This is a genomic window from Pinibacter aurantiacus, assembly GCF_019130065.1.
In the GTDB taxonomy this organism is placed as follows: Bacteria; Bacteroidota; Bacteroidia; order Chitinophagales; family Chitinophagaceae; genus Pinibacter; species Pinibacter aurantiacus.
Map to the genome: position 1 here is coordinate 47,840 of NZ_JAHSPG010000005.1, position 21,151 is coordinate 68,990.

Annotated in this window: 15 protein-coding genes; 10 read left to right on the forward strand and 5 right to left on the reverse strand. The window is 41.4% G+C overall.

The genetic code is table 11. The features are described from left to right. Positions 1–206 precede the first annotated feature (206 nt). Complete coding sequence (locus KTO63_RS09640) at positions 207–986, reverse strand: FecR family protein (protein ID WP_217791054.1); 780 nt, start codon at positions 984–986, stop codon at positions 207–209. A gap of 232 nt (positions 987–1,218) precedes the next feature. Continuing rightward, on the reverse strand, positions 1,219–1,842 hold the full coding sequence (locus KTO63_RS09645) for a T9SS type A sorting domain-containing protein (protein ID WP_217791055.1): 624 nt from the start codon (positions 1,840–1,842) through the stop codon (positions 1,219–1,221). A 101-nt stretch (positions 1,843–1,943) separates the two neighbouring features. On the opposite strand from KTO63_RS09645, the gene KTO63_RS09650 reads away from it, so the two are divergent. From KTO63_RS09650 to KTO63_RS09675, 6 genes are all read left to right on the forward strand, one after another. After that, a complete protein-coding gene (locus tag KTO63_RS09650) occupies positions 1,944–2,399 on the forward strand; it encodes a methylglyoxal synthase (protein WP_217791056.1) in 456 nt (151 codons plus the stop codon). 188 nt (positions 2,400–2,587) lie between these two features. Beyond that, a complete protein-coding gene (gene uvrB / locus KTO63_RS09655) occupies positions 2,588–4,627 on the forward strand; it encodes an excinuclease ABC subunit UvrB (RefSeq protein WP_217791057.1) in 2,040 nt (679 codons plus the stop codon). Positions 4,628–4,701: 74 nt separating this feature from the next. Next, complete coding sequence (locus tag KTO63_RS09660; protein ID WP_217791058.1) at positions 4,702–4,995, forward strand: nucleotidyltransferase family protein; 294 nt, start codon at positions 4,702–4,704, stop codon at positions 4,993–4,995. After that, positions 4,988–5,320: a HepT-like ribonuclease domain-containing protein gene (locus KTO63_RS09665; RefSeq protein ID WP_217791059.1), complete on the forward strand. Its 333-nt coding sequence runs from the start codon at positions 4,988–4,990 to the stop codon at positions 5,318–5,320. The genes KTO63_RS09660 and KTO63_RS09665 overlap by 8 nt, the downstream gene beginning before the upstream one ends. A gap of 102 nt (positions 5,321–5,422) precedes the next feature. Further along, positions 5,423–5,992 (forward strand): helix-turn-helix domain-containing protein, encoded by a 570-nt coding sequence (locus KTO63_RS09670; RefSeq protein ID WP_217791060.1) that lies wholly within the window; start codon positions 5,423–5,425, stop codon positions 5,990–5,992. Positions 5,993–6,575: 583 nt separating this feature from the next. Beyond that, positions 6,576–6,734, forward strand: a complete 159-nt coding sequence (locus KTO63_RS09675) for a hypothetical protein (protein ID WP_217791061.1) — start codon at positions 6,576–6,578, stop codon at positions 6,732–6,734. Between the two features lie 675 nt (positions 6,735–7,409). On the opposite strand, the gene KTO63_RS09680 is transcribed toward KTO63_RS09675, so the two are convergent. Next, positions 7,410–8,471, reverse strand: a complete 1,062-nt coding sequence (locus KTO63_RS09680) for an ATP-binding response regulator (RefSeq protein WP_217791062.1) — start codon at positions 8,469–8,471, stop codon at positions 7,410–7,412. Between the two features lie 264 nt (positions 8,472–8,735). On the opposite strand from KTO63_RS09680, the gene KTO63_RS09685 reads away from it, so the two are divergent. From KTO63_RS09685 to KTO63_RS09695, 3 genes are read left to right on the forward strand one after another with little or no spacing between them, the layout of a single operon-like run. Beyond that, positions 8,736–10,715 carry a PAS domain S-box protein gene (locus KTO63_RS09685; protein ID WP_217791063.1) on the forward strand — a complete coding sequence of 660 codons (1,980 nt, stop codon included), beginning with the start codon at positions 8,736–8,738 and terminating at the stop codon, positions 10,713–10,715. Between the two features lie 17 nt (positions 10,716–10,732). Continuing rightward, positions 10,733–11,155, forward strand: a complete 423-nt coding sequence (locus KTO63_RS09690) for a response regulator (RefSeq protein ID WP_217791064.1) — start codon at positions 10,733–10,735, stop codon at positions 11,153–11,155. A 14-nt stretch (positions 11,156–11,169) separates the two neighbouring features. Next, positions 11,170–11,577, forward strand: coding sequence for an acyl-CoA thioesterase (locus KTO63_RS09695; protein ID WP_217791065.1), 408 nt, complete (start codon positions 11,170–11,172; stop codon positions 11,575–11,577). Between the two features lie 150 nt (positions 11,578–11,727). Here KTO63_RS09695 and KTO63_RS09700 read toward each other — a convergent pair whose 3' ends face one another. Together KTO63_RS09700 and KTO63_RS09705 are read right to left on the reverse strand one after the other, a co-directional pair. Beyond that, the gene (locus tag KTO63_RS09700) at positions 11,728–13,065 is read right to left on the reverse strand and encodes a threonine/serine exporter family protein (RefSeq protein ID WP_217791066.1); all 1,338 of its coding nucleotides are present in this window, start codon (positions 13,063–13,065) and stop codon (positions 11,728–11,730) included. Positions 13,066–13,207: 142 nt separating this feature from the next. Further along, on the reverse strand, positions 13,208–13,471 hold the full coding sequence (locus KTO63_RS09705; protein WP_217791067.1) for a hypothetical protein: 264 nt from the start codon (positions 13,469–13,471) through the stop codon (positions 13,208–13,210). Between the two features lie 765 nt (positions 13,472–14,236). Here KTO63_RS09705 and KTO63_RS09710 point away from each other — a divergent pair. Next, complete coding sequence (locus KTO63_RS09710) at positions 14,237–21,139, forward strand: T9SS type B sorting domain-containing protein (RefSeq protein WP_217791068.1); 6,903 nt, start codon at positions 14,237–14,239, stop codon at positions 21,137–21,139. Positions 21,140–21,151: the final 12 nt, after the last annotated feature.

The window sequence follows — 21,151 nt, forward strand, 5'->3', positions numbered from 1 at the left end:
GATGACGCTGATTCTTTGGCACACAGATGACACGGATTAGACGGATTTACACGGATTTTTGAGGTCATTTCGTGTATTTATGAAATATGACAATAATTTCAGATTGTATGTTGTTTGTCAGGTATTCAGACTTGTCAGGAAAAACTGCCCATTCAAAAATATATCCGTGTAAATCCGTGTCATCCGTGTGCTAACTTATCGTGTGCTTACTTCTTCAGCACCACACGCTCCTCTTCCAGCGAATATTTGATATCAAAGCCCTTGCTGATCGTTTCGAGGATCTGTTGCAATGTAGCTTCACGAAATGTATAGGTAATAGGCGGCAGCTTTGAGAAATCTCCATTCAAGGTTACCGAAATACCAAACCAGTTTTCAAGCTCCTTTGCAAATTCTGAAACAGTTGCGTTGTTAAAAACGAGAATATTTGATTTCCATTTAGAGATTTCTGTAGTGTCGAAAGTTTCCTTTTCCATCAGATCAATGGTGTGATTGATCATTACCATTTCACCGGCTTTTAAGGTTTCCGGTTCGTTAAATTGAGAAGTGTATGCTTTGTTTGCATGCAAGGTTCCTCTCATTACTTCGACGGTTTCGCCTTCGCTCGTGGCCGGCGCAATGATCCAATAGATGCCGTCCCTTGCAGTGTTTTGCAAATGCCTTGTATGTATAATAAAAGGTTTGGAGCTGTCCTTCACTACTTCAATGAGTGCGTTGCCTATCAGGCCAATTTCCCTTGATGATTTATTGAAAGTCTCGGGAACACTGATCGTTGATGAAGATCCAAGCGTAACAATGGTGCCATCTGAAAGTGTAACAACTTTTCTCGCACCTAAATCACTATTATAATTCTTGTATGGATCTGAAGGTTTCCACTCTTTTTCTTCGAGTTTACTTTTTTCTTCTTCTTTTTTTTCTGTTTGACCGGAATGACAACCAACGAAAACAAAACCTGTCAATAGGAGAGCAAGGCAAAACTTTGAAAGCATAGATTTATAAATAACAGGGATAAAAATATTAAGATGAAGTGGATTTGACGTGGTGAGAAGTATATTTTTTAAACCATGGAAAGGTATAAAAATAAAAAAGGGGTCAGAATAGACATTCAACCCCGTTTTTAAAATCCAATATCCTATGAAAAACCAATGCAATAATAGTGTTTATTAATTACATACACAATACCACAAAGTGGTATTAGTAAAAATACTATTGAAAAGTTCGTCAATTTTTGATTAATTTATCCGTAATCCATTTATTATCATCCTTTTGTATTAGGGTTATGATATAATAACCTTTTTCAAGATTTGATACGTCAACGAACTGAATTCCTTGTGCAATCGATTTAGTAATGCGAATCTTACTATTCATGTCTGTGATATACAGCATGATATTTTTGTCGGATTTTACGATAAGGAGATTGTCGACCGGATTTGGATAAAACTTGCAGGCAAAAATTCCTTTGACATTTATGGATTGAATGGAAGAGTAACGTGCAGTGTCTGCAACAACATATTTTATTCTGTAATAGTTGCTGCCTGTTAGCGGAGATTCATCTGTGAACTCGTAATAATCTTGTTTGGCAACAGATTTTTTTATCGCAACAGTTTCGAATGTTAAACCATTGCTGCTTCTTTCAATTGTATAAAAACTTGTTTCTTTGCCGTTGAGTTGTGGTTGCCATTGTAAAATAACGGTATTGTTATCTTTTAGAAGAGGCGCAGACAAGATCAGTTCGGGGTTAGTCGTTATAGCAGAATCAGCGGGTGGCACAGGCAAAGGCTCGACCTGAGCATAGCCGTTAACCGCACAGAATGCTGCTATAATGAAGGTCAGTAAATATTTCATCTAATGGGTTGTGGATAAACTGTTAACAAACACCATGCCGATAAGTAACAACATAAGATGAAACGGTAGATTTTTAACTTAATTGTATAAACGAGATAAATATGCCTACTAGAACACTTGGTGCCCGCAAAAGGATAGCACTGGTTGCACATGACAACAAGAAACAGGAATTGATTGAATGGGCGCTGCACAACAAAACCATACTTGCAAAACATAGATTGTATGGCACAGGAACCACGGGTACCATGATTGAAAACGCATTGGACCAATCGGTAAATAAATTTCTAAGCGGTCCTCTTGGTGGCGATCAGCAAATTGGCGCCGCTATAGCGGAAGGCAGCCTGGACATGTTGATATTTTTCTGGGACCCAATGGAAGCACAGCCGCACGACCCGGACATTAAGGCACTCTTGCGTTTGGCAAGTGTATGGAACATCCCCATCGCAACAACAAGATCAACCGCAGACTTTATATTAACCTCACACCTCATGAATGAAGACTATGATTGCATAATCGTAGACTTTTCAAGTTATATCAAACGTGTTATAGGGCATTAGGGAAAATTTGAGGATTTGAAAATATGGGAATTTGAAAATGCCTTATGTGCATCCTTTCGCATTTAGTATCTACTTTCCGGAGTAGGGAAAGTTAATTTAAAATTCAAAAGGATGCACTCAAAGCATTTTCAAATTTTCAAATTGCCCCACGGCTCCTGCCACTTACGACTTTTCCTTAACTTCGTAAGATGCCATTCAAACTTCATGCACCATACCAGCCGTCAGGCGATCAACCGGGTGCTATTGCACAACTTACGCAGGGATTGTTAGATGGTGAAAGATACCAAACACTACTTGGGGTAACAGGTTCCGGTAAAACATTTACCATGGCCAACGTTATCCAAAACGTGCAAAAACCCACGCTGGTCCTGACTCATAATAAAACATTGGTGGCGCAATTGTACGGAGAATTCAAGCAGTTCTTTCCGGACAACGCCGTAGGGTATTTCGTTTCCTACTATGATTACTATCAGCCGGAAGCGTATATGCCAGTTAGTGATACCTATATAGAAAAAGATCTTTCCATTAATGAAGAGCTGGATAAGTTGCGCCTGCAAGCCACTGCAGAACTGCTTAGCGGAAGACGCGATATTATTGTTGTAGCCTCTGTTAGCTGCATTTATGGTATTGGTAACCCAACAGAGTTTGAGAACGGTATCGTAAGACTGCACAAAGGACAAACCGTTTCACGCCAGGGCTTTCTCCACTCACTCGTAAACGCCTTATACGTGCGCAGCCAGGGAGAGTTCGGTCGTGGAAGCTTCCGTGTAAAGGGAGATACCATTGACATCAATCTTCCGTATGTGGATTATGGTTACCGCATCACTTTCTTTGGCGATGATATTGAAGAAATAGAAAGCATAGATGTAAACACAAGCAAGCGTATAGCGAAACTTGACAACGCGGCCATCTTTCCCGCCAATCTATACATCGCTCCGAAAGACATGATGCAGCAGATCATTTATGAAATACAGGACGAAAGCAACGCACAGGTTGAATATTTCAAAAGCGTAGGAAAATTCATTGAAGCACAGAGATTAAGCGAGCGTGTAAATTACGACATGGAGATGATGCGTGAGCTTGGCTACTGTAATGGTGTAGAAAACTATTCAAGATTTTTCGACAGACGCCAGCCGGGGACAAGGCCCTTCTGTTTGCTCGATTATTTCCCGAAGGATTTCCTGTGTGTGATAGATGAGAGCCACCAAACCGTACCGCAAGTAAGTGGCATGTATGGTGGTGACAGAAGCAGAAAACTGGTCTTGGTTGATTATGGTTTCCGTTTGCCATCTGCACTCGACAACAGGCCTTTGAATTTTTATGAATTCGAAAACATGTTAAACCAAACAGTATTTGTTTCCGCTACACCCGGTGATTTTGAATTGGAACAAACCGGGGGCATAGTAGTGGAACAGGTAGTAAGGCCAACCGGTTTGCTAGATCCTCCTATTGAAATAAGGCCAAGCGTGAACCAGATTGACGACTTGCTCGACGAAATAGATAAACGTGTTACAAAAGGCGATCGTGTGCTTGTAACAACACTTACCAAGCGCATGGCAGAGGAGATGGATAAGTATTTGCATCGCATCAACATTAAATCGAAATACATACATAGTGAAGTAGACACACTCGAGCGTGTTGAAATTTTGCGACAATTGAGGCTTGGAGAAATTGACGTGTTGGTAGGCGTGAACTTGTTGAGAGAGGGACTTGACCTGCCGGAGGTGTCGTTGGTGGCCATCCTCGATGCAGATAAAGAAGGCTTCCTGCGGAATGAAAAGTCGCTTACGCAAACGGCTGGCCGTGCAGCGAGAAACGTAGATGGACTTGTAATCTTTTATGCCGATAAGATGACGGAAAGTATGCAGCGCACCATCGATGAAACAAGTCGCAGACGGGAAAAACAAATTGCTTATAATATTGAACACGGTATTACACCGCGAACAGTCATAAAGAGCAAGGAGCAGGTGTTTGCACAAACATCTGTGCTGGACATTAAAGGCTACGATCCCAAAGATCCTTATGCTATACAGGGAGACCAGGACCTCGTGCCGGTTGCCGCTGAAGAACAAGAGCAATACAAAACCATTCCGCAAATGGAAAAAGCCATTGCAAAAATTAAAAAGGAAATGGAAAAAGCTGCCCGCGATCTCGACTTCATGGAAGCCGCGAGACTGCGTGATGAAATGTTTAATATGCAAAAGCAGCTCGAGGGGATGAAGAAATAAGATTGGTGCTAAGGTATCTTCATCCAAAGCACTTGCTGCTGTGTTATTAGGGAACCTTTGTGTATATTTGCTTTATGTCATATTTGACTAACATACAAAACTCATTACAAAAGCTGAAGCCAATATTGGTTAACAAATACCATGTTAGCACAATTGGACTTTTTGGTTCTGTTGTGCGTAATGATTATTCAGATTTAAAAAGCGACATTGATATTATTGTTGACTTTAGCGAGCCAATTGGAATAGAGTTTATAGACATGGCAGATTTAATTGAAAAAGAACTAAAGAAGAAAGTAGATGTAGTTTCAAAAAGAGGGATAAAAGAAAAATATTTTTCGCAAATACAAGACGAAATTGTTTATGTCTAAGCGTCTTCCTGAATTGCTCATTAGTGATATAGTAGATAGTGGGAACAAAATTTTATCCTATACAAACAATCTTTCGTTTGAGCAATTTGTTTCTGACAGTAAAACTGTGGATGCCGTAATAAGAAATTTTGAGATAATAGGAGAGGCTGCCAATAGGCTGCCTGAAGATTTTAAAGATTTACATTTAGATATTGATTGGCATCGAATAAGAGGATTTAGAAACCGGATAGTTCACGATTATTTTGGGATAGATTATTCTATTGTGTGGATTATTAAAGAATCATTTCTTCCTGGAATGATCACCAAATTAAAATCTCTTATTTAGTTAATAGCCTGCCAAATCATTAATCGGCGCTATAACAGAGGCTAAATGCAGCATTTCTAATTTTTCCTCCACGTTCATTCAGCCAATTATTCAATTATCAGCATGGAATTATTCATCAAGAATATGGTTTGCCCCAGGTGCATCAAAGCCGTAAGAAGCATTGCAGAAAGTTTAAAGCTGGATGTAGAAGATGTAGAGTTGGGTAAAGTTGTTTTAAGGAAGGAGCCAAATGAAAAGGCGCTAAAAGCATTTGATGAAACGCTGCAGGCGGAAGGATTTGAAATCATCAACAACAAGAAAGCACGAGTAATCGAACAAATAAAAAAACATATCATTTCTCTCATTCAAAACAAGGATATGGATGAAATGAATGTTACGCTCTCAGAATATCTCTCCTCAAAACTTCATCACGACTATGGTTACCTGAGTAACCTTTTTTCTTCTGTAGAAAACACAACGATTGAACAGTACTTCATTCTGCAAAAAATAGAAAAGGTAAAAGAACTGCTTGTTTACAATGAATTGAGCTTAAGTGAAATTGCCTTTAAATTGGGCTACAGCAGCGTTGCGCATTTATCCGCACAATTCAAAAAAATAACTGGCTTTACGCCGAGCCAGTTCAGGCAATTGAAAGATCATAAACGCAAACCAATAGACGGAGTAGGCAAATAAGTGTACGTTGCGGCTACTGGTAGTTAGAAAAAGAGGCGAAAAATTTGTGTTAAAAGCCTAAAAAACTAACAATAATCAACTAAAAATTGCCGGAAAAAACCGTTGGGCTTCATGCGTTTTTTTTGTTAAAATGCACTGCTGGCAAGGGTTTTGAAAAATAATCTCCAGATTTGGCGTCATGAAAGCGTAAAAAACTTGGTTTTAAACATGACTTCCCGCGCACTACTTTTACATCATCAAACAAAGCAAACGGAAAACGAAGAGAAAGAAAAAGAGAGTTTGATAAAAAGGAGAAGCACTAAAAATGACTTCACCACATTAAAGAGATTTTTGAAGATTTTTTCATATGGCAAGCAATCGTTAGAGGGCTGCTGTTTCTACAGCCGGCCCCTTTTTTAAAATTCTTAAGCTTGCGAATTTCTTTAGATGATTGTCTTACGCTAATATTCAGCGACTTGCGGCCTGCAAAAAAGACTTAACGATTTCCAAATTGCATATTAACTCTTTGGTCCTGGGGACAATGAAGTAACATTCATGTATAGGTTCGATTCCTGTATTGAGTACTGAACAAAACTTAAATATTATGTCATTTATTAAAGAATTATTATTCGACAAAGAACTGGTAGCTACATTGAAAACTACACAAGTTGATCCAGACATTCTGTACATGGAACTTATGAACGGTAAAATCACTTTGAAAGAGTATTTTGCTGCGTTGCAAACACAGGTGCCTGTAAGATAAGCAGAGCGAGGCAACAGTAAATGTTGCGATTTATCCGATCCGTTGAATAAAATGTATCAGTTTCTCTAAGAGAAAACTGATACAAGAAGCGGCAAAAAAGCAGCCGTAAAAAATGGTTCTTAAAATACTGAGCTGGTTCATTAAAAGATAACAAAGCAAAACAAGCTTGATCTTTACATACATCATCACCACCAGCCACTCGCTTTACTTACATCGCGCATCCGCGCAACAGAATTCCCGAATTTCAATTGTAGTTTCAAACATCTAAAAGGTGTTTCAGTTAAAACTGTAACTCGTTTTCCGAAAGCAATAACAGCTTTGAAAAATGTAGCACAGTTTTGCTGAAACACCTTTTTCTTTTTTGAGCAATTTTTTGTTGATGCATATCGTGCTGCATTTTTTACTGGTAACCAATAGACATCAGCGTGTTCGTAGAGACGCATTGAATGCGTCTCTGCAGCACCCGCGCAATGCGACAAAAAAGCGGCTATCATGCCTTTGTATTGGTATATTTCTGGGGTGTAAAGGGAGACGCGTTCAACGCGTCTCTACGGGATGCCCGATGGTGCTGCATTCAAAAAATAGCCACAATGAAAAATCATTGTGGCCTTCAAAAAACATCCGTGTGAAAAACAAAAATACAAACCAAATCCAAAACATCCAGAGAATATATTTTTAAGCAAAGGGAATTTCTATGTTCAATGTATATCCTTGTTGCGGTGCAGTGGTAATGTCAAGCCTGCCCTCATGCATTTGCAATCGTGTAATAATGTTTTCGAATCCCTGCCCATGATAATTATTAGCGGGATTAAAGCCGATACCGTTGTCCTTAATAGTGAGGTAGAAATTGTTTCCGCAGGTTCGCAGTTCAATCTCTGCTTTGTTTGCCCGCGAATGTTTCAAAATATTGTTCAATTGCTCCTGCACAATTCTGTAAGTCGTTAACTTTTCGCTGTTTGAAAGTTTTTCGAATGCAACATTTTTTGTTGTCAATTTTATTTGCAAGCCATGACGCCTGTATATTTTAATGATCATTTCGTCGAGCGCTTCTTTTAGCCCGATGTCAAACAATGCTGTTGGCACGAGCGTTTGCGTAAGGTTGCCGATTTCGGCAATGGCCTGTGAAATATATTCGCCGCTTTTCTGCAAAAGGTCCTTGCTTTTTTCTGCTTCATTCATCGCAAGGTTTAAACATAGTTGCGCACTGGCTAACACCTGGTTGATATTTTCGTGCAGTTCCGTGCCAATCTCCTTTCTTTCCTGCTCATGAGTTTGGATGGTTGCCTTTGCAATAAGCTTTTGTGAATTGATACTGCGTTCAACGACCCTTTGCGCTATCTTTTTTCTTTCAATGCTATAGCGAGCTGTTTTCTGCAAAACATTTTCATCGAACTCTCCCTTTACCAAATAGTCCTGCGCGCCTCCCGCAATAGCGGCAATTGCCACATCTATATCAGCAAGTCCCGACAGCACAATAATTGGAACATTTTGTTTTTTGTGATTGATATGTATGAAAGAGTCCAGCCCCTGGCTATCGGGCAAACTGAGATCCAGGAAAATCACGTCTGGTTCGAAATCCTGTTTTTCTAAAAGTGCAATACATTCCTTTAAAGACGTAGCCCGAACAACTGTCTTGATTGACAAGGTGGAAAGAGAAAGAAACTCAGAGAAGATCACATAATCTGCCTGAGAATCTTCAACCACCAGCATGGTAAGAGGTTGCAAAAAGTCAATCATTAGAAAACGGTTAGGGTACGTAAACGGGGTTAGCTGTAAAACAATTTTATCCAGAATTTTTCAATTTTGCAATAGCGTGGAAATATTTTTTTAAAGATTTGAGCAATATCAAGTTTAATAATAATTGAGTAACTGAATGACTGAATAACTGAGGGTCGCCGAAGGTCAACAAAATGATCAAATAATTTCAATCAATTATTCGGTTACTCAGTTATTCAATTATTATTGAGAAAAAAACTATTTTGTGGCGATCCATATAAATCCATGAAACAGTTTTCACTAATCCGTTGGTTCAGGAACGTATCAATTGCCAGGAAATTATATTTTACCGTAGGTATCATGGCTGCATTAATTGCGGTTGAGCTGGCCGTTCTCACTTTTTCCATAAATACATTGTCTTCTGTAAGAGCATACGTTGGCGGCGAGGGCCTTTGGTCCAAGGCGCAGAAGGATGCCATCTATAATCTCAAAAAATATGTACACACACATGACGAACGTTACTATGACGAATATGTGAAGTTTATGAAAGTTCCGCTAGGAGATCATAGTGCACTGGTGGAGATGGAAAAAGCCGATCCCGACAAACAGGTAATGTGGAGTGGATTGATTAAAGGAAGAAATCATCCGGAAGATGTAGACGGAATGATAAAATTATTCCGAAGGTTCAATAACATTAGTTACTTGCGCGATGCCATTGCCGCATGGAAGACTGCGGACAGCCTGGCAAGTAAATTAACGCCCATCGCAGAAGATATAAGCAGGGAAATAAAATCAGGCACTCCATCCCAACCAAAATTGAATGATATGTGGGCGCAGGTAGAACCCATTGTAGCAAGTGTAACCGCGTATGAGGATATGTTTTCATACAAGCTGGGAGAAGGTTCGAGGTGGCTGGAAAATCTTATTCTGAAACTGCTGTTTGCCGTTGCGTTAACGGTGGAACTTACCGGCCTCGCACTCGCAATCGTAGTGAGCAGAAGTATACAAAAAGGATTGAATGAGATATTACAATCTGCGAAAGCTTTTGCCAAAGGCGATTTTACGAGAAAGGCGCAGATTTTTTCTAAAGATGAGATTGGCATTCTTGCCAACAACTTTAATACAATGGCCAATGAGCTGGAACGAAGCATTCAGGATATGGAACATGCGCAGCAAAAGTTTAGGTCGCTGCTCGAATCTGCCCCGGACGCGATGGTGATTATTGGGCAGGACAACCTGATTCAATTGGTAAACAAACAATGTGAGAATATTTTCGGTTATACAAAAACGGAGCTGCTGGGCAAAAAGCCAGCTATCCTTTTTCCAGAGAAATATAGAAACGCAGCTACAGCCGAATTCTTTACAGAACTAAAAAAGGGAAAAGCCGATGCGCTTGAATTGATATGTTGTAGAAAGAGCGGTGAAAGTTTTCCTGTGGAAATAAGTATGCGCCCGATAGATACTGAAGATGGCGTTTTATTGTCCATTGCCATTCGTGATATTTCAGAAAAGAAGCGTTTGGAAAATGCGATACTGGAAGCGAATACGACACTTGAGAAAAAAGTTACGCAACGTACTTCGGAGTTGAAAAGTAAAAATCGCGAGCTCGAACAGTTTGCCTACGTAGCGTCGCACGACTTGCAGGAACCGCTGCGAACAACCTCCAGTTTTCTGGCATTGCTGCGAAAACAATATCATGGCAAGCTGGATGAAAAGGCAGACAAATACATTGACTACATTACGCAGGCATCTGACCGCATGAAAACGCTCATCATGGATTTGCTGGATTACTCAAGACTGGGCCGTGAAAAAGAACTGGTAAAAGTAGATTGCAATGTAATGATCAACGAAGTAATGGCAGATCTTCAAAATGTAATCCGCGAGAACCAAGCAGCTATCGAAGTTGGCCCTTTGCCAGTTGTGAATGCGTACCCCACAGAGTTGAAACTGTTGTTCCAGAACCTTATCAGCAATTCTATCAAATTTAAGAAAGCTGGTATTTCTCCTGTAATAAATATATCGGCGGCACAATACCACGGAAGCTGGCAGTTTACTGTCAACGACAATGGAATAGGTATAGAAAAGCAGTACCAGGAGAAAATATTTATTATTTTCCAGCGTTTGCATAACCGCTCAGAATATGACGGGTCGGGCATTGGATTGGCGCATTGCAAGAAGATTGTTGAAATGCACCGCGGGCATATTTGGGTAGATTCGGAATTAGCGCAGGGCAGCTCTTTTCACTTTACAATTTTTGAAAATTAAACCCTCTTTAGAAATAGATGAAAAAGAAACTCAAATGCATAATGCTGATCGATGATGATGAGCCTACTAATTTCTTGAATAAAATGGTGGTGGAAGAAATGGATTGTGCAGAAAGAATACAGGTTGTTCCAAATGCAAGGCAAGCACTTGAATACCTCAAAGCAGCATCAAACAACAACAGCGATCAATGCACTCCGGAATTGATCTTTCTCGATATAAACATGCCGGCAATGGATGGTTGGGAGTTCCTGGCAGAATACGAGAAATTATCTGAAGGGCAAAAAAGCAAGGTGATCGTTGTAATGCTCACCACATCTTTTAACCCGGAGGACCGCTTACGGGCAATGCAAATTGAAACTGTGGCAGCATTCAGGAACAAACCGCTGACAGTAGAAATTTTGCGGGAAATTTTGGAAGCGCATTTTCCTGGTTATCTTTAATAAAAGAAAAGATTATGCAGGAGCCGGTGGGAGATGTTTACGCACATACGATAGCGGTAGAAGCAAATGATATAGATGAATTGGGTCACGTAAACAACATTGTGTACGTGCGATGGGTGCAGGAAGCGGCCGCGGCGCATTGGAACTACCTTGCGGATGAAGAGACAAAACGGGAAAATGCATGGGTGGTAGTGAGACATGAAATTGACTATTTAAGTCCGGCACTTATTTCTGATGATGTGGTTGCAAAAACCTGGGTAGGAGAATCGGGCGGAGCGAAATCAGTGCGATATGTTGACGTTTGTTCGGCAACAGGAAAGATATTTGCGAAAGCAAAAACGACGTGGTGCCTTTTAAGCGCACAGAACATGCGGCCTAAAAGAATAGATGAGAAAATGCTTGCAGTATTATTCAAAAAGTAATGCCGGTTGTTTTGCAACCGGCATTTACATTTAGGATTTCACGCAAAGGAGCAAAGATCGCAAAGGTTTTTTCAAGCGGTGACTGCAATGAAGGCTTCGTCAAACAGAAACAATGTTATTAGTTAAACGGTCGTAGGAAACGACATTGAATTATGTGATTTTATTTTTCTCCTTAAAAGCATCTTCAATGCTGCGTTTCTTTTTCGAAGAATAAAACCTGTCAAGGATATTGGGTATTGCAACCCCTAGTGAAATTCCTAAAACGCTTAGGATGGATTTTATGCCAGGTTCGAACAGTTGAATAAATGGTTCAATCTTGCTGACATCTGTAGTGCGTTGTGAAAAAGCCGTGAAGGCAAAAAGGCCCATCATAGCTTTATAAGCGAGTACGCCGGGAACCAATGGTATTACAGAAGGAATGGAAATGACATAACCCGGAGTGTGCACTTTGTGTACCCAATAGATCGTCCAAATGCCAGCGGCCAGTGAAGCGCAAAATGTGGCTAGCGGCAAACTGACCTCCGCTGCGGTTAACAGGTTTTTGGTGACTGCCGCTATTGCGCCACCGGCCATACACAATGCCAGTGTGCGTAAGGGAACATTAAAAAGTATAGCAAAACCGGCCGCCGCAACAGCGCCTCCAAGAGCACAGAACCATATATTAGGTACAATAAAGGCAGCTTTATAAGCCGGCGTATGCAGTGCTTTGAAAGCCACCGTCATTCCAAAAGCCAATGCAACAATAGAAAGCGACGCAACCAGGCCACGGGTAAAACCCACAATGGTAAAACCATCAATCATGTCATCCAGCGAGTTGATTAACGGAACACCCGGAATAAGAAAAAGTACTGATGCGAATACCGGACGTTCTGGTGTTTCACTGAGATGAAATGCTGCGGCAAGGCAGCTGATGAGCGTTGCTACAAATGCCGCGGCGGCAATAACAGCATAGTTGTTCCTAACTTTCTTGTGCAAGCGCCGCCGTACAAAAAGAGCCATTGATGCCGCTACAGTCGAAATACAAACCGCCGCCCAGTCGCTTCCGAACAATAAACAGAATCCTCCACACGCTAATCCGACAGATAAAATGACCAGCCATTCCGGGTAGTGGTGCCCGATATTTTCAATGCGATCAAGCTCCTTCTCAAACCGATCAAAAGAGTATTGATGTTCCATTGCATGCCATGTCAACCTCGATACGGCAGAGACGGTTGTCATGTTAACCTTGTGGCCCGAGCATTTGCGAAATTTGGTAATAGAATGCAACCCGTCATTTATGTTCAGCATGAGCGTTGTGTAGGTAATGTGGAGATGAAACTTGTCTTCATCTATTCCGAGAAATAAGGCAGCCCTTCGCAGGTTCCGGTCGATGCGGTTGCTGTCCGCGCCACTTTGCAAAAGCATTTGTCCGGTTCTTAACAGGAGATCCAGCTTTCTGGCCAAAGATTGCTCGCGTTTTTCTTTCTCAATTAAATCATGGAATGGCATGGATGTAATTGCTTTTTACAAAGTTGGTAATAGTGGCCCGTTTAAGCAATGATCAATCGCAGTTTATGTTCGGTTATTAAAAAAGAATGCCGATGGGTATCACATCCCATCGGCATTTTTACACATAAAAATGGATATATAATTAAGCGGCTAATTGTAAAGCATACTGTTGCAATTCCTGGGCTACAGCGTTTTTAATTTCAGGAGCGATTGCTGTTGCGGCGCCATCCATATACATAACTTCGTGAGAGCTGTCATCCACTCCAAATATGTGAACGGGACCTCCGTTATAGCTTACGCGAAATCGTTGTTTGTCTACAGCTATATAAGGAGTCACAATTACATTCACCGGGCTACCGTTTACGTTTAAATCAAATTCGAATGTTTTTTGTTTATTCTTTTTCATGGCTATTTTTTTATGATTAGTTGTACATGCCTATAATTTCAATAAGCATGCCTCCGTGCCAATTTCCGGGGGTAAGCCTTATTTCTTTAACACAGTTTAAAGATTGCTTTAACCACCTTTTAGCATTAGTGGTAAATCGGAAAGATTAGGTTGTAAATAGTCAAGGCAAAATCAACGGCAAAATTTAAAAGTCAAAAGTCAAAAAGGATTCTTTTCACTCGACCTGTGAATACAAGGGTTTTGAATTTCTACTTTTTACTTTTGATTTCTCCCACGCCCCCAAATTGCCCTCTTTTTTGAAACCCATTTGAGCTAATGGGTGTTTTTATGTCAAATAACAGTAATGTATTTTTCTAGATGTCTGATTAATAGTGAAATCCGTGTGGAGAAAAATAAATCCAAGATAATTTGGCGGGTAAAAAAATGAAAAATCCTAAAGTCTTCGCTCAGGTGACAAATTCGCTCAAAAATGGCAATAATTATTTAATATTCAATATTTTATAATTGAGCAGAAAAAACGAACTAACGAATTCCCCAACAGAAAATTGCATATAGAACCTAGGTGTTTCTACTCAATTAAATATTTAAGCATTTTAGCTTACAGAACAAAAATTTCACAGGAATATCTTTACAAGGCAGAGAAAATCGACGGCAGAAAAAGATATAAATCTTTTTGAAATGTGTTAAAAAAAGCCTTTAAGCTCCCTTTTTTAAACACAATTCGGCAATAAATAGACTCTGTAAGAACCAAATCAACATATTGCAATGAGAAAAAAGCATTTATTCCTGTTTTATGTTTTCTTTCTTGTTTGTGTAAATTCTATTACGGCCCAGGATTTTACCGTTGGCACAGGCACAGAAACAAATGACACTACCACATTTCCATGCCCTCTACCCGGTGGCGTAGAAGGAAGCAGAGCACAGTATCTTTTTCGCGCAAGCGAACTTCAGGCCGCCGGCCTCACCCGGGGTTACATTACCGGCCTTAAGGTAAACGTGCTCGACCTGAACAATTGTGGTTACATACAACAGTATACCATTAAGATGGGGAAAACAGCAACTACAACATTAAGCGCTACAAAGTGGGAGCCCACTCCTGCTGTTTACTATTCGTCTTTAGGTATTGCACCGGTAGACGGAGTGAACGAGTTTCCGTTTGTAGACAAGTTTTTTTGGGATGGCACAAGCAATATCCTGATTGAGATTTGCTCCAATGGTGGTAACCGCCGTTTAATAAATCAGACTGCTAATGCAAAAGTTGGCTGGACCAAAGATCTCGCCTTCAATGCAACGCACACTTACGGCGCAAACGACATTACCAGCTTTTGTTCTATAGCAACCGTAACAGAAAGCGGCACTGCCACCACAAGGCCAAACCTGACCTTTACATGGATGGCGGCACCTCCCGACTGCGCAGGCACACCAAGTGCAGGTAATGCAATTAGCAACAATGCTTTTGTTTGTCCGAAAGAAAATTTCCACCTTTCCACCGATGCACCTGCTGCTATTGGTTTAACCTATCAGTGGCAGCTTTCTTCAGATAATGCCACCTGGACAAATATTCCTGCCGCTACAAAAGACACTTTGAACATTTTGCTGACCAACCCTACTTATTACAGGGTAATGATTAATTGTACCCTCAGTAATTTGTCAGCACCTTCTGCAAGTGTAAAAGTTACTCCTATTGCACCGGTTTCCGGAACATTTGATATTGACAACTCTTTGGTAACACCGGGGCCGGGTCAGTTCACCTCATTCACCGATGCACTCAATTATATTAAGTGCGGCATTAACGCTCCGGTTACATTCAATGTAAAAAACACGGGCACACCGTATGACGAGCAAGTGGTGATTGGCAATATATTCGGCGCTTCAGCGGCAAACACCATTACATTCAATGGCAACGGCGCTACATTAAATTTCCTGAGCCACGATGAGAACCATCCTGCCGTGCTTACCCTGGATGGCGCGAAGCATGTAATTCTCGACAACCTCAATATCAAAGCGCTTGCTTCTGCTGATAACGATTACGGATTTGGGGTGCTTTTCACCAATAATGCGGACTCAAATATTTTGAGAAAAAGCACGATCACAGTTAACAGTGTACAAACCGGATACTATTACAATGCGATCGTTATCGCTGGCGGCCCTAATCCTACAGCTCCTGGTTCTTATGCCGACGGAAATGAAATTTCTGACAACACTATTACCGGTGGTTATTATGGCATCAGCTTGGTAGGTGGTACGGTTGATTATAGAGACTATCCTGCATCGAGAAACAAGATCATCAATAACAAGATAAAAGATTTCTATAGTTATGGCATTTACCTTAACAACACCAGCTTCGCGCTTGTAGAAGGTAACGACATCAGCAGACCGAACCGTACCAACACGAATTATCCATTATATGGTATTCAAATGTCGGGTGCAAACATCGCGGCCAGCATCTCCAAAAACAAAATTCATGGACTGCTTGATGGCGATCCAAATTTTGCGCAGCAGCTGTACGGCATTGCATTTTCATATGCTTCAGGCGACGCAGGATTGGAGAATGTTGTTTCCAATAACATTATCTATGACCTGAAAGGATTGGGAACGATCTATGCGTTGGCAAATAATGGATCAAATTATGCTAACTTCTATTATAACACCGTAGCGCTGGACGACCAGGGTTCTTCTTCCATGAAACCTTCTTACGGCTTTTACAATGGTTCACAGGTTACTGCGGTAGAAGTGAAAAATAACATCTTCTCCATATCACGCGGAGGAACCGGTCTTAAATATGGTATTTACGTGGGCGATCCAAATTCTGCTCTGTTGGGAATTGATTTCAACGACTACTTTACCAATAATCACCCGACTATTAAGATTGGTTATTTTGACGGCAATAGTTACACCACTTTAGCAGACTGGCAAAATGCAAGTAAGTTAGACGCTACATCTTTTGCAATCGACCCTGCATTTAAAGATGCGGCAAACGGTGATTTCATGCCTACATCTGCAGCCTTCCTTGACAAAGGAACACCTGTGGCAATTACCAAAGACTTCGCGGGTGTTACAAGAAGCACATCAAAACCAGATGTTGGTGCATACGAATATTCATTGCCGGGATGTACAACCTCATTCTCTGCAGGTAATGCCTTCTCCAACGTGGGTACTACCACCTGTTCTGACAAAGGTGTTGTATTGAACCTCAAAAACAATGATGTTGGTGTGGGCATGACTTACCAGTGGCAAACTGCGACAAACGTGGCGGGCACATGGACGAATTTGTCTTCATCATTGGTGGCGCCACCTTACTCATTCACTTCGGGCAACACAACATTATATTATCGTGCAGCAGTTGCTTGTAACGGTGGTACACCAGTTTACACAACACCTATTCAAATTAACATAGGCGGCAACTTCCCTGCCGGTACATATACTATTGATAAAACAAAACCAACGGATCCTGCAGGAACCAAAAACTTTAATTCATTTAAAGATGCAGTAACTGCTATCAGTTGTGGAATAGCCGGACCTGTTGTGTTCAATGTAAAAGCAAACACCTATACAGAGCAGGTGAGAATTGCGTCCATTCTGAATGCATCACCTGTAAATACTATTACATTCCAAAGTGAGAACGGCAACGCTGCCAGTACAATAGTTACATACAATGCACAAACAGTAGGTACAAACTATACAGTGAAACTGGATAGTGCCAGCTACATTGCATTTAAAAATCTTACTGTATCTGCAACGGGTGATACTTACAGCAGGGTATTCGATATTGCAAATTTTGCATCGCACGACAGCATTGTTGGCTGTGTGATCAATTCAACATTGCCTGAGCCGGTGAACTATGCAACCTACGGCGCAGATCAAACTACGACTGCGGGTATTTTTGCAGGTACCAATTTGCTGGGTGGAAACTTTGTAATAAAAGGAAATACTTTTCACCAGGGTTCCAAGGGTATTTACATTGCAGGCGCATCAGATAATAGTGTATGGCCTACGGTAGTTAACTATTCTGCAAATAACGTAATCGATGGAAATACTTTCGATGGTGTTTATCATCAATCTATTTATGTAGCAAATACAACAAACGTAAAAGTTGTAAACAACACAGTGGCTGTAAACAGTGCATATAGTGTAGCATTCTCCAACCAGGGTACGTACGGCATTTACATGAATAACTGTGATAGTGCTATCCAGGTGGTTGGCAATAAAGTAACGCTTAGCGATAACACGGGTTATATATATGGTATCTACATGACAGGCAATGATGCTTCTGCTGCAAGACGCGGAAAGATCATGAACAACAAAATTGTTGGTGTGGATAATTTGACCTCAATGGTAAATGGTATCTACAATGGATCTGCTTCTTACCAGGATGTGATCAACAATGAAGTAGCCATAGCATCATCCATTGATGGAATGACAAATTGGGAGTATGCTTCTGCACTGGTAAGTATAGATGCACATTACACTAATTATTATAACAACTCCCTGTTAAGCACCGCTTCCGGTACAGGTATGTACAATGCTACATTGTGGGTGGATCACCAGTATGCTGGATCGGGCGGATTCACAAATTTTTATAACAATATTATTGCCAATAAAGGTGGTGGCCCTGCTGTATTCTACAACTATACAGCCGAGCACATTAAAACGGATTACAACCTATTGTACTCAAGTGGTCCTATGCTTGTAAAAGTTGGACCAGAAGGTGGTTCTTTTGAAAAAGACTACGCTGATATAGCTTCGTGGCGCACGATGTTCATACAGGATATGAACTCAATAGTATACGATCCTGCGTTTACCAGCAGCACCAATTTGCAACCACTCGCTACAGATGCCGGTTCATGGGCATTGCAGGGAAGAGGTACTCAGATTGCTGGAAACAATGTTGATATTAACGGCAACCCGCGTTCCGTTACATTAACAGACGGCGTTCCGGATCTTGGAGCATATGAGTTTTTACCAAGCGTTGCTCCTCCTGATCTGGTGGCAACTCCGGCAACGCCTGCCGCAGGTACCACCCAGGTGTTTAGCATGGGTTCTGACACGGTAACCAAAATTACTTGGGCGCCCGGAGTGGCCGTGCCAACAGCTATTACGCTAAAACGTTACTCAGGTGTATTGCCTGCAGGACTGGCGGCTACGGAAAAGTCCTTGTATTATTATGTAGATGCTGACGTAACCGGAAGCGGTCCATATAAATACAACATGCAGCAGCTATTTATTGATCCGTGGTTGAGAACGCTGCCAATAAAGTCTTTGATTAAAATTGGTCAAACCGATGCCTCTAATAAATGGGTGGCAAGTGCAACCAGCACCATAGATTCTATTTCAAATATCATTAGTGATACTGCATTAACCGTTCTGGATAAATTCACGGGAATGACCGATGGCAAAATGCCAAAACCTCTCGTGTTTGTTACAACGCCAGACAGCCTCAATAGAGGTACACGTTTCTGGGCGCCGTATGCAATGCACAGAGAAGCATTGTCTGGCAATGGTCAGCAGTTCAAATTTATACTAGCTGCTGATGTGGCAACAGATGTGAGAGTGAGTGTAAACGGAACTGCATACAGCAAAACATATTCACTAACCGCAGGTCAGATCATAACTACCGATGAAATTCCAAAATCAGGATTATATGATGCCCGTTTGCTCGAAGAAGGGTTGTCTGGCAGAGGTATTCTGATTGAAAGTAACCATCCGATTGCAGCAACTGCCGTTGTAGGTAGAACGAATGCGCTGCTGATGCCAACGGGCAGTTACAGCAAAGACTATACAACATTGAGTGTGCGCCAGTTCAGCGGATATCCTGATCCTGCCATGGGAACATCATGGGTGAACGTAATTGCAGATAATGATAACACTGTTGTGCAGATTACACCATCCGGAGCAACGCAGGGCGGCAAAACGGCGGGCGTTCCATTCCGCGTAACGCTTAACCGTGGCCAGGTGTATCAAATACTTGGCGCGTTCATCAAAATGCATCCGGCGGCAGAAAATGGCGGATGGGATGACTCCTTCGAATCTTATGATCTTACAGGAACCCAGGTCGTTTCAATACCAAACGCTGACGGAAAATGTTTGCCAATTGCAGTTTTTGCAGGTAGCGGCGGTACGGGTATTCAGTGTGCCGATAACCAAAATGGCGCCGACGAATATTTCTTCCAGCAGAGCTATCCAATGCAGGCGTGGGGTAAAAAATTCCTGACTACTCCGCTGGCAACAAAAAACAGCAAAAACGAAATGCTGTTCAACCAGTTCCGTGTGTTGATAAAAGATCCTGCAACCGTTGTAAAACGCAATGGCGTGGTAATGACGGGGATCAAGCCTGGCAACTTCTATGAGTTTTCAACCCGTGATCCGCAATACATTGAGGCTGATAAACCGATAATGATCTCTCAGTGCATGACATACTTTTATTCTTGCGGCAATGATGAATATGATGATCCGGGAAGTACCGAAAACATGACTTACCTGACGCCTGTAGGACTTGGTGTGAACGATGTAACGTTCTACAGAAAAGCAGGTGCCGTTAATTATATCACAGCGGTTGTGCCAACTGGTGCGGTGTCATCTCTAAAAATTGATGGAAGCAACACATTCGATACAACATATGTGCATCCGCAAAATGCAGGCTATACCGTTGTTATGAAAAGGTGGGCTGGAGCTGATGGGATATCTGTAGTAAAATGCGATAGCAATTTTACTGCGCTTGTTCACGAACCCAGTAACAATGATGGCTTTGTATATAACGTAGGTTTCCAGATTCCAAGAATCGACGTGAGGTCATTCATCGACAACAAATTGAGTTCTACGGGTACGCATAACCTTTACACTTGTCCGAATACTAAATTCAAGCCAAGTCTATACGTGCCTATGGTAGCCAGAACGTTAACGTGGAAATTGAGCGCAGTTCCTGGCCTCGGTTCTTTGGCAGATGTTACACTGAACAACCCGGTACCAACAGACACTGTTGAAATCAACTCACAGGATTATTATGTGTACACACTGAACCAGGAGTTGTCATTTACACAAACCGGTACAGATTCAATTCCGGTAAGCGTAACATATATTTCAACCAATCCGCTTAGTTGCGACCAAACTGTTACAGGCAATGTAGTGGTAGTGGTAAAACAAGGGCCTAAGGCAGATTACACAGTTGCATATGATAACTGCGTGTTCTCAGAAGCTCAATTCACTGCAACAGGCACAGTATACAATGGCGCAGCATTCGATCGCTGGAACTGGAACTTTGGTGACAACACCACTGCAAACATTCAGAACCCAACGAAGAAATGGAACAAAACAGGTTCATATAACGTAGGCTTGCTGTCTATTGCTAACGACGGATGTTCCGACAGCACAAGTCAGAAGATAGTGGTAAACTCTTGTGATAATATCTTCATACCAAACAGCTTTACGCCAAACAGTGATGGTCACAACGATCAGCTGAAAGTATATGGTAGCAACATTAAAGAAATGAAGATGATGATCTTCAACCAGTGGGGCCAGAAGATATTTGAAACAACCAACATGAGCAACGGATGGGATGGAACGCTTAGCGGCAAACCACAACCATCTGGAGTGTACATGTTTGTGTGTAGAGTAATATTAAACAGCGGAGATATAATTGATAAGAAAGGAAGTATAAACTTAGTACGATAATTTTTTCAATAC